This is a genomic window from Kitasatospora sp. NPDC057738, from assembly GCF_042798815.1.
Classification (GTDB): Bacteria; Actinomycetota; Actinomycetes; order Streptomycetales; family Streptomycetaceae; genus Kitasatospora; species Kitasatospora lactacystinica.
Map to the genome: position 1 here is coordinate 1 of NZ_JBHVJT010000136.1, position 12,185 is coordinate 12,185.

Consider the following 12,185-nt stretch of genomic DNA (forward strand, 5'->3'; position numbering starts at 1 on the left):
GCGCACGTCGAGGAGGTCCGCGAGCAGCTGCTCTCCGACCTGGACGGCATCGCACCCCTGTCCGGCACGGTGCCGTTCCTTTCGACGGTGACGGGTGGCTGGCTGGACACGGAGGTCCTGGACGCCGAGTACTGGTACCGGAATCTGCGGGAGACGGTGGAGTTCGGGCAGGCCACGGCGGCGTTGCTGGGGGAGGGCTTCCGGTTCTTCGTCGAGTCCAGCCCGCACCCCGTGCTCACCTTCGGCGTCCAGCAGACCGCCGACGCGGCCGACACCGCCGGCTCCGCGCAGGGCCCCGCCGTGGTCGTGGGCACGCTGCGGCGCGGCGAGGGCGGCCTCGACCGCTTCCTGACGTCCCTGGGAGAGGCCCACGCGGGCGGCCTGTCGCCCGACTGGGACCGGGTGTTCGCCGGACACCGTCCGGACGGCATCTCCCTGCCCACCTACCCCTTCCAGCGTCGCCCGTACTGGCTGGAGGACACCGGCCCCGCGGCGGGCGGTCCTTCCGGAACGTCCTCGGACGGCGACGACTTCTGGGAGGCCCTGGGCGGAGGCGACCTGGACCGGTTCACCACGACCCTGGGGGTGACGCCCGAGGACCCGCTGAACGTGGTGCTCCCCGCGCTCGCCACCTGGCGCACCGAGCGCACCGAGCGTTCGGTGGTCGACTCCTGGCGCTACCGCGTGACCTGGCGGGCCCTGCCCGAGGGTCCCCCGGTCGCACTGGACGGCACCTGGCTCGTGCTGTCGTCGGACGGTCGGCCCGAGGACGGAGCGCGCCGATCGGAGACGACCGTCCAGGTCATGGAGCAGGCCGGGGCTTCGGTGGTCCACCTACGGATCGCCGAGGCGGAGGCCGACCGTGCCGTGCTGGCCGACCGGGTCCGCGCGTCCCTCGACGCGCTGCCCGGCCCGGTGGCGGGAGTGCTGTCGCTGCTGGGCCTCGACGAGCGCCCGCACTCGGCGCACCCCTCCGTCCCGCTGGGCGCCGCGCTCAACCTGGCCCTGGTCCAGGCCCTCGGCGACGCCGGGATCGACGCGCCCCTGTGGTGGGCGACCCGGGGCGCGGTGTCGGTCGGGGGCACGGACACCGGGAGCGCGGTCAGCGCCGCGCAGAACCTGCTCTGGGGTCTGGGCCGGGTCGCCGCGCTGGAGTTCCCGCAGCGCTGGGGCGGTCTGATCGACCTCCCGGAGATCCTGGACACGGACACCGCCCCGCAGCTGTGCCGGGTGCTGGCCGGCGGCGCCGGGGACGAGGACCAGGTCGCCGTACGGGCCACCGGCTGCCACGGCCGGCGGCTGGTCCGGTCCGCCCTGGGCGACACCTCGCCGCGGCGCAGCTGGCGGCCCGGGGGCACCGTGCTGATCACCGGCGGCACCGGTGGGATCGGCGCGCAGATCGCGCGCTGGCTGGCCCGGCGGGGAGCCGGGCACCTGGTGCTGGTCAGCAGGCGCGGCGCGGACGCGCCGGGTGCGCCGGAGCTCTCCGAGGAACTGGCCGCCCTCGGCACCCGGGTCACCCTGGCCGCGTGCGACGTCGCCGACCTGGAGGCCCTGCGCGAGCTCAAGGACGGCCTCGAACAGGACGGCCACCGGATCAGCACCGTCTTCCACGCCGCAGGGGCCGGGCTGCTGGTGCCACTGCCCGACACCGACGCGGACGAGTTCGCCGACACCTTCCACGCCAAGGTCGGCGGGGCCAGGAACCTGGACCTGCTCTTCGACCGGGACACGCTCGACGCGTTCGTGCTGTTCTCCTCCATCTCCGGGGTGTGGGGCAGCGCCGTCCACGGCGCCTACGCCGCCGCCAACGCCTACCTCGACGGCCTCGCCGAGGACCGCAGGAGCCGCGGCCTCGCCGCGACCTCCGTGGTGTGGGGCATCTGGAGCCCCGAGGGCGGGGCCGGCGGGATGGCGGCCGAACTGGCGGAGGAGACCCTGCGCGGCCACGGCGTGCTCTTCATGCCGCCCGCGGTCGCGATCACCGGGCTCCAGCAGGTCCTGGACCACGACGAGACCGTGGTCGTGGTCGCCGACATCGACTGGGACCGCTTCGCGACGGTCTTCACCTCGGCCCGCCCCAGCCCGCTGATCGGGGAACTCCCCGAGGTGCGCACCGCGCTGGCCGCCGAACCGGAGACCGGCGGGACCGGGGCCGAGGGAACGCCCTCGGCGCTGCGCGACCGGCTGGAGCCGCTCCCGGCGGCCGAGCGGACCCGGGTGCTGGTCGACCTGGTCCGGACCCACGCGGCCGCCGTCCTCGGCCACGACTCGCCGGACGCGGTCGCCCCCGGCCGTGCCTTCCGCGACCTGGGCTTCGACTCCCTGACCGCCGTGGACATGCGCAACCGGCTCAACACCGCCACCGGCCTGCGGCTCCCGGTCACCGTCGTCTTCGACTACTCGTCGGCGACCGCGCTCGCCCGGCGCCTGGAGACCGGACTGCTGGGCACCGCCGAGGAGCCCGCCACCGTCCGGCCGCTCCCGTCGGCGGCACCCGCCGCGGACGACGACCCCGTCGTGATCGTCTCCATGAGCTGCCGCTACCCCGGCGGCGTCCGCACCCCCGAGGACCTGTGGCGCCTGGTCGCCGACGGACGCGACGCCGTCTCCGGGCTGCCGTCCGACCGGGGCTGGGACCTCGACGCGCTGTACGACGCGGACCCCGACCGGCCCGGCCGGAGCTACGCCGCCGCGGGCGGATTCGTCACGGACGCGGACCGGTTCGACCCCGGCTTCTTCGGCATCTCGCCGCGCGAGGCACTGGCCATGGACCCGCAGCAGCGGCTGCTGCTCGAAACCTCCTGGGAGGCGATCGAGCGCGCCGGCATCGACCCGGCGACCCTGCACGGCACCCCGACCGGCGTCTTCGCCGGCGCCTCCTACCAGGGCTACGGCGGCACCCTGCGCGACGTCCCCGAGGAACTGGAGGGCCTGTTCATCGCGGGCATCTCCACCAGCGTCCTGTCCGGGCGGGTCGCCTACCAACTCGGCCTCCAGGGGCCCGCCGTGACCGTGGACACGGCCTGCTCCTCGTCCCTGGTGGCGGTCCACCTCGCCGCGCAGTCGCTGCGCTCGGGCGAATGCGCGCTGGCACTGGCGGGCGGCGCCACGGTGATGGGCACCCCGCTGTCGTTCACCGGCTTCAGCCGGCAGCGCGGGCTCGCCGAGGACGGGCGCTGCAAGTCCTTCGCCGCCTCGGCGGACGGCTTCGGCATGGCCGAGGGCGTGGGCCTGCTGCTCCTGGAACGCCTCTCGGACGCCCGCCGCAACGGCCACCCGGTGCTCGCGGTGCTGCGCGGCTCGGCGATCAACCAGGACGGCGCGAGCAACGGGCTGACCGCGCCCAGCGGCCTGGCCCAGCAGCGGGTGATCCGCGACGCGCTGGCGAACGCCGGGCTGACGGCCGCCGACGTGGACGCCGTCGAGGCACACGGCACCGGCACCCGGCTGGGCGACCCGATCGAGGCCGACGCGCTGCTGGCCACCTACGGCCAGGACCGGCCGGCCGACCGGCCGGTGCGGCTCGGGTCGCTGAAGTCGAACATCGGGCACACCCAGGCCGCCGCCGGGGTCGGCGGCATCATCAAGATGGTGCTGGCCATGGGACACGGCGAGCTGCCGCGGACCCTGCACATCGACCGGCCGTCCCCGAACGTCGACTGGACGGCGGGCGCCGTCGCCCTGCTGACCGAGGCCGCCCCCTGGCCGGAGACCGGCCGTCCGCGCCGGGCCGGCGTGTCCTCGTTCGGCCTGAGCGGCACCAACGCCCACGTCGTCATCGAGCAGCCGCCCGCCGACCCCGAGCTCGCACCCGTACCCGCACCCGTACCCGTACCCGGGGCGTCCGCCGTCCCGTGGGTCCTGTCCGGGCGGACCGCCGAGGCGGTGAAGGCCCAGGCGGAGCGGCTGCACACGTACCTGACGGAGCATCCGGAGCTGTCGTCCGTCGACGTCGGCCACTCCCTGGCCACCACCAGGACCGCCTTCGAGCACCGCGCAGCCGTCGTCGGCGACGACCGCGCGGCCCTGCTGGGCGGCCTGGCCGCACTGGCCGCGGGAGACCGCGCACCCGGCCTGGTCGAAGGCACCGTCGCCCGATCGGCCAGGACCGTCTTCGTCTTCCCCGGCCAGGGATCCCAGTGGGCCGGCATGGCCCGGGAACTGCTCGACCACGCCCCGGCCTTCGCCGACCGGATCGCGGCCTGCGAACGCGCCCTCGCCCCGCACCTGGACTGGTCGCTGCTCGCGGTCCTGCGGGAGGAGCCCGACGCGCCCCCGCTGGACCGGGTGGACGTGGTGCAGCCGGTGCTGTGGGCGGTGATGGTGTCGCTGGCCGAGCTGTGGCGGGCGCACGGGATCGTCCCGGACGCCGTGGTCGGACACTCCCAGGGCGAGATCGCCGCCGCCTGCGTGGCCGGCGCGCTCTCGCTGGACGACGCCGCCCGGATCGTCGCCCTGCGCAGCCGGGCCCTGCTGGCCCTGACCGGACGCGGCGGCATGCTGTTCGTGCCGCAGCCGGTCGGAGCCGTCCGCGAAGCACTGTCCTCCCACGACGGGGCACTCGACGTCGCCGCGGTCAACGGGCCGACGTCGGTGACGGTCTCCGGCGACCCGGCGGCACTGGAACGACTGCGCGAGCAGTACTCCGAGGCGGGCGTCCTGACCTGGCCGGTCCCCGGCGTGGACTTCGCCGGACACTCGCCCCAGGTGGAGGAGCTCCGGGAGGAACTGCTCACCCTCCTCGGCGGCACCGCGCCGCGGACGTCCGACATCCCGTTCTACTCCACGGTCAGCGGCGGCCCCGTGGACACCCTGCGCCTGGACGCCGCGTACTGGTACGAGAACCTGCGCCGGCCGGTCGAGTTCGGACGGGCGGTCCACGCGCTCATCGCCGACGGACACCACACCTTCGTCGAGTGCAGCACCCACCCCGCGCTGACCGTCTGGCTCCAGGAGGCCGTCGAAGCGGCCGGAGCCGGCGACGGAGCCGTCGTCGGCACCCTGCGGCGCACCGAGGGCGGCCCCGGCCGCTTCCTCGCCGCGCTCACCGAACTCCACGTCCGCGGACTGCCGGTGGACTGGGGCACGGTGTTCGCCGGAACCGGCGCGCGCAAGCGGCCCCTGCCCACCTACGCCTTCCAGCAGCAGCGCTACTGGCTGGACACCACCCCCGGCCGGCCCGCCGACGCCCTGACCGGCACTGACGCCACGACCGGCGCCGGCCCGGCCGACTCCGGCTTCTGGGAGGCGGTCGACCACGGGGACCTGGACGCCCTCGCCACCACCCTGCGGGTCGAGGACGGGGAACTGAGGGCCTCCCTAGCCTCCCTGGTGCCCACCCTCGCCGAGTGGGCGCGCGGCCGGGCCGGCGACCGGACCGCCGACAGCTGGCGCTACCGGGTCGCCTGGAAGCCCCTGCCGGCACCCGAGCGGCCCCGGCTCACCGGCAGCTGGCTCGTCGTCGCCCCGGCCGGCGCCGCCGACGACCCGGCCGTCGCGTTCGCCGCGGACTCCCTGCGCGGACACGGCGCCACGCCCGTCCTGGTCGAGGCGGGCCCCGACGCGACCGACCGGACACGGTTCGCCGCACTGCTGCGCGACGCCCACGGCCACCCCGACGGGCCGCCCGCCGGAATCCTGTCACTGCTCGCCCTGGCCGAAGAACCGCACAGCGACGGATCGGCGCTTCCCCGCGGCCTCACCCTGACGGTCGCACTCCTCCAGGCCCTGGGCGACCTCGGCACCGACGCCCCGCTCTGGTGCGCCACCCGGGGCGCGGTGTCGGTCGGCCGCTCCGACCGGATCGACAGCACGCTCCAGGCCCTGGTCTGGGGCCTCGGCGGGGTCGCCGGTGTCGAGTACCCGCAGCGGTGGGCCGGCCTGGTCGACCTGCCGCGCCGGCTCGACGACCGGGCCGCGACCCGGCTCGCCGAAGCACTGACGAGCCCGGACGGCGAGGACCAGCTGGCGGTGCGCGCCACCGGGCTCTACGGCCGCAGGGTCGTCCACGCCGGACTCGGTGACACCGCCCCCGTGCGCGACTGGACACCCGAGGGCACGGTCCTGATCACCGGCGGCACCGGCGGCCTCGGCGCCCAGATCGCCCGCTGGCTCGCCCGCACCGGCACCGCGCACCTGCTGCTCACCAGCCGGCGCGGCGCACAGGCCCCGGGCGCCGACGCCCTGCTGGCCGAACTGCGCGGACTCGGCGCCGCCGCCACCGCGGTGGCCTGCGACGTCGCGGACCGCGACGCACTGGCCGAACTGCTCGCCGGCATTCCGGCCGAGCGCCCGCTGCGCGCCGTCCTGCACACCGCGGGCGTCCTCGACGACGGGGTGATCGACTCGATCACCCCCGAACGCGCGGCCGGCGTCCTGCGCCCCAAGCTCGACGGCGCACGCAACCTCGACGAGCTCACCCGTGAACTCGACCTGACCGCCTTCGTGCTGTTCTCCTCGCTCGCCGGCACGCTCGGCGGCACCGGCCAGGGCAGCTACGCCGCCGCCAACGCCTACCTCGACGCCCTGGCCCGGCAGCGCCGCGACCTCGGACTGCCCGGCACCTCGGTGGCCTGGGGCCTGTGGGGCGGCGACAGCCTCGCCTCCGGAGCGGTCGCCGAACGGCTGATCCGCGACGGCCTGCCCGCCATGGATCCCGCCACGGCCACGATCGCGCTGCGTCAGGCCCTCGACCACGACGAGACGGCGGTCCTCGTCGCCGACTTCGCCTGGGACCGCTTCACCCGGGCGTTCACCGCGCTCCGGCCCAGTGCCGCCCTCGGGGACCTGCCCGAGGTACGGGACGTGCTCGCCGCCGCGGCCGGGCCCCGGGGCACGGCCGACGGCGCCGAGCCGCCGGCCCTGCGGCTGGCCGCACTGCCCCCGGCGGAACGGGACCGGGCCCTGCTGGACCTGGTCCGCTCCGAGGTCGCCGCCGTGCTCGGCCACCCCGGGCCCGAGGCGGTGGGACCCGACCAGGCGTTCAAGGAGATCGGCTTCGACTCGCTGATCGCCGTCGAACTGCGCAACCGGCTCGCCGCGGTCACCGGCCTGCGCCTGTCGGTGACCCTGGCCTTCGACTACCCCACGGCCACGGCCCTGGCAGGACACCTGCGCACCGAACTGCCGGGGGCGCCCGCCACGGAGACGACCGACGCTCCCGGGCAGGTGCCCGCGGCCGCCGCGGTGTCCGAGGACGAGGCGATCGCCGTGGTCGCCATGAGCTGCCGCTACCCCGGCGGCGTCAGCACCCCCGAGGAGCTGTGGGAGCTCGTCGCGGGCGGACAGGACGCGATCACCGGCTTCCCCACCGGACGGGGCTGGGACCTGGACGGCCTCTACGACCCGGACCCGGACCGGGTCGGCAGCACCTATGCGCGGGAAGGCGGCTTCCTCCACGACGCCGACCGCTTCGACCCGGCCTTCTTCGGGATCTCCCCGCGCGAGGCGCTGACCATCGACCCCCAGCAGCGGCTGCTGCTCGAACTCTCCTGGGAGGCGTTCGAGCGGGCCGGCATCGACCCGCTGTCACTCAAGGGCAGCGCGAGCGGCGTCTTCGTCGGATGCAGCCACCACGACTACGGGTCGCGCGTCACCGAACCCTCCGAAGAGTTCGAGGGCTACCTCGGCATCGGCAGCGCGGGCAGCGTGGCGTCCGGGCGGATCTCCTACAGCCTCGGCCTCGAAGGGCCCGCGGTGACCGTCGACACGGCGTGCTCCTCGTCGCTGGTCGCGGTCCACCTCGCGGCCCGGTCGCTGCGGGCCGGCGAATGCTCGCTGGCGCTCGCCGGCGGGGTGACCGTGATGTCGACACCGGGCGCGTTCGTCGAGTTCAGCCGGCAACGGGTGCTCGCCGAGGACGGCCGCTGCAAACCGTTCGCCGCCGCCGCCGACGGCACCTCCTGGGCCGAGGGCGCCGGACTGCTCGTCCTGGAGCGCCTGTCGGACGCCCGGCGCAACGGCCACCCGGTGCTCGCCCTCGTACGCGGCTCCGCCGTCAACCAGGACGGCGCCAGCAACGGCCTGACCGCCCCCAACGGGCCCTCCCAGCAGCGGGTCATCCGGGCGGCCCTCGCCGACGCCGGACTGACCGCTGCCGAGGTCGACGCGGTGGAGGCGCACGGCACCGGGACCCGGCTGGGCGACCCGATCGAGGCCCAGGCACTCCTGGCCACGTACGGCCGGGAACGCGGCGCGCAGCAGCCGCTGTGGCTGGGGTCGCTGAAGTCGAACATCGGACACAGCCAGGCCGCCGCCGGAGTCGCCGGCATCATCAAGATGGTGCAGGCCATGCGGCACGGGGCGCTGCCGCGCACCCTGCACGTGGACACGCCGACACCCCACGTCGACTGGTCGGCCGGCGCGGTCCGGCTGCTCACCGAGGACACCCCGTGGCCGGAGACCGGCCGTCCCCGGCGGGCCGCGGTGTCGTCGTTCGGAGTCAGCGGCACCAACGCCCACACCATCCTCGAACAGCCCACCGAACCGGCCCCGCCCGCCGCCCCCGCGCCGACCCCGGCGACCACCCCCGACACGCCCGCCCTGCCCTGGCTGCTCTCCGCCCGTGGCGCGGACGCGCTGCGGGAGCAGGCCGCCCGGCTGCTCCGGCACGTGGAGCACGCCCCGGCCCTCGCCGTCGCGGACCTGGGCCGCTCCCTGGCGCTGAACCGCAGCGCCTTCGAGTACCGGGCCGCCCTCACCGGCACGGACCGGCAGACCCTGCTCCAGGGGCTCACCGCCCTCGCCGCCGGCGAGCCGTCGGCGGACCTGGTGAGCGGTGTCACCGGCCCGGCCGCGAAGACCGCCTTCCTGTTCCCCGGCCAGGGCAGCCAGCGCACCGGGATGGGTGCCGAACTGTACGCGCGGTTCCCGGTCTTCGCCGACGCCTTCGACGCGGTCTGCGCGGAACTCGACCCGCTGCTCGACCACCCGCTGCGGGAGGTGATCGACGCGGCCCCCGGCGACCCCGGCCACGGCCTGCTGGACCGCACCGAATACACCCAGCCCGCCCTGTTCGCCCTCGGCGTCGCCCTCTTCCGCCTCGTCGAGCACTGGGGCGTGCGCCCCGACCGGCTGCTCGGCCACTCCGTGGGAGAGCTGGCCGCCGCCCACGTCGCCGGGGTGTTCGCGCTGCCCGACGCCGCGAGGCTGGTGGTCGCGCGGGGACGGCTGATGCAGGCCCTCCCGGCGGGCGGCGCGATGGTCGCCCTCGCCGCCGGGGAGGAGGAGGTGCTGCCGCTGCTCGCCGGCCGCGAGAGCGACGTCGGCCTCGCCGCGGTCAACGGCCCGGCCTCGACCGTGATCTCCGGCGACGCGGCGGTGGTGGACGAGATCGCCGCCGTGCTCGCCGCGCGCGGCCGCAAGACCCGACGGCTGCGGGTCTCCCACGCCTTCCACTCGCCCCTCATGGAGCCGATGCTCGCCGAGTTCCGCGAGGTCGCGGCCCGGATCGTCCCGGGAGAGGCCGCCATCCCCGTCATCTCCGACCTGACGGGCGAGCCGGCCACCGCCGAGCAGCTCGGCTCACCGGACTACTGGGTGGAGCACGTGCGCGGCACCGTCCGCTTCCAGGACGGCGTACGCCACCTGGAGCGCGACGGCGTCACCGCGTTCCTCGAACTCGGACCCGACGGCGCGCTCACCGCCATGGGCCAGGACTGCCTGACCGGCGCCGGCGGCAGCCCCGTGCTGGTGCCCCTGCTGCGCAAGGACCGGCCCGAAGCCCCCGCGGCGACGGCCGCCCTGGCCCGGCTGCACGTCACGGGCGTCCCCGTGGACTGGAACGCCGTCCACTCCGGCGGCCCGTCCCGCTCCGCCGTCGACCTGCCGACCTACGCCTTCCAGCGCGGCAGCTACTGGCTGCCGGCCGGCCCGGCCACGGTCGGCCTGCCCGCGGCCGGACTGCTGACGGTCGACCACCCGCTGCTCGGCGCCGGAACGGAACTCGCGGACTCCGACGGCTTCCTGTTCACCAGCAGGTTCTCGGTCCGCAGCCACCCCTGGCTGGCCGACCACGGCGTCTACGAGGGCGTGCTGTTCCCCGCCACCGCGTTCCTGGAACTCGCGGTCCGCGCGGGCGACCAGGTCGGCTGCGACCAGGTCGAGGAACTGACCCTGGAGGCGCCGCTGGTGCTCCCGGCGGGCGGAGCCGTCACACTCCAGCTCACCGTCGGAAGCCCGGACGCCTCCGGCACCCGCCCGCTGAGCGTCCACGCCCGGGCCGCCGACGACGGCCCCGACGCCCCCTGGACCCGGCACGCGAGCGGCCTGCTCACCTCCGCCGCAGAGCCCGACCAGGCGGACCCGGTCGACCCGGTCGACCCCGCGGCCTGGCCGCCGTCCGGAGCCGTCCCCCTCGACACGGAAGGCCTGTACGACCGCTTCGCGGGCGGCGGATTCGCCTACGGACCGGCGTTCCAGGGCCTGCGCGCGGCCTGGCGGCTCGGCGACGAGGTGTACGCCGTCGCGAGCCTGCCGGAGGAGCAGCAGCCGGACGCCGCCGCGTTCGGCCTGCACCCGGCCCTGCTCGACGCCGCCCTGCACGCGCTGGTGTTCGACGTACTGGAGGGACCCGCGCAGGGCTGGCTGCCGTTCTCCTGGAACGGGGTGCGCCTGCACGCCTCCGGCGCCACCGAACTCCGGCTGCGGCTGACCCCCACGGGCCGCGACGCCGTCACCGTACGGGCGACCGACGCCGTCGGCCGGCCGGTGGTCTCGGCCCGCTCCCTCGTCCTGCGACCCGTCTCGGCCGACCGCTTCAAGGCCACCCGCGCCGGACACCACGAGGAGCTGTTCCGCCCCGAGTGGCAGGCCCTGCCGGAGCGCGCCGCGACGGGCACCGTCTCCGGCCCGGAGTCCTGGACCGTGCTCGGCGCCGGGACGCCCCTGCCCTCCGGCGCCACGCCGTTCCCCGGCCGTACGGTCGCCGACCTCGCCGCGCTGTCCGCACTGCTCGACGCGGGCACCCCGCCGCCCCGGCTGGTCCTCGCCGCCTGCCCGCCCGTCCCGGCCCCGCCCGGCACCCTCCGCGAGGCGGTCCACGACGGCCTCGGCACGGTCCTCGCGCTGCTGCGCGACTGGCTGGCCGACGAGCGCCTGACCGGCTCCAAGCTGGTCCTGGTCACCGCGGGCGCGGTCCCGGTGACCGGCGACGACGTCCCGGACCCGGCCCTGGCCGCGCTCTGGGGCCTGGTCCGCTCGGCGCAGACCGAGAACCCCGACCGCTTCGTCCTGCTGGACCTGGACGCCCACGACACCCCGCCGGCCGTACTCGCCGAAGCCCTCGCCTCCGGGGAACCCCAGCTCGCGATCCGGGCCGGCGCCGTCCACGTCGCCCGGCTGGCCCGCGTACCGCTGGCCGCCGCCGGGCGCACACCCGGCTGGAGCGGCGACGGAACCGTCCTGATCACCGGCGGCACCGGTGCCATCGGCGCCCACGTCGCCCGCCACCTGGCCGCCGAACACGGCGTCCGGCACCTGCTGCTGACCAGCCGCAGCGGCCCCGCCGCCGACGGCGCGGCCGAACTCCTCGCCGAGCTCGCCGCGCTGGGCGCGCACGCCGAGATCGCCGCCTGCGACGCCGCCGACCGCGACGCCCTCGCGGCCCTGCTGGCCGCCCTGCCCCCCGCGCACCCGCTGACCGGGGTGGTGCACGCCGCGGGCGTCCTGGCCGACGGCGTCGTCGCCACCATGACGCCCGAGCAGCTGGACCTCGTCCTGCGCCCCAAGGTGGACGCGGCGATCAACCTGCACGAACTCACCGCCGGCCCGGACCTGTCCGAGTTCGTCCTGTTCTCGTCCATCGCCGGCATCTTCGGCGGCATGGGCCAGGGCAACTACGCCGCCGCCAACGCCTTCCTGGACGCACTGGCCCACCGGCGCCGCGCCGACGGGCTGCCCGGCCGCTCCCTCGCCTGGGGCCTGTGGGCCAACAGCACCGGGATGACCGGCGGGCTCACCGAGGCCGACCTGCGACGGATCGCCCGGGGCGGGATCGTCGCCTTCGACCCGGCCCAGGGACTGGCGCTCTTCGACACGGCCGCCGCCCTCGACGAGCCGGTCGTCCTCCCGCTGCGGCTCGACACCGCGGCCGTCCGCGCCCAGGCCGGCGCCGGCGGCGTCCCCGCCCTGCTGCGCGGACTGGTGCGCCCCGGCGCCCGGCGCGGCGCCGCGGGCCCCGCCGC

General features: G+C 76.3%; 1 protein-coding gene. It reads left to right on the forward strand.

Going from position 1 to position 12,185, the window contains the following annotated elements; translation table 11 throughout:
* Positions 1–12,185, forward strand: a 12,185-nt coding sequence (locus ACFVGO_RS38590) for a type I polyketide synthase (RefSeq protein ID WP_380636839.1), incomplete at both ends; no start/stop codon positions are given.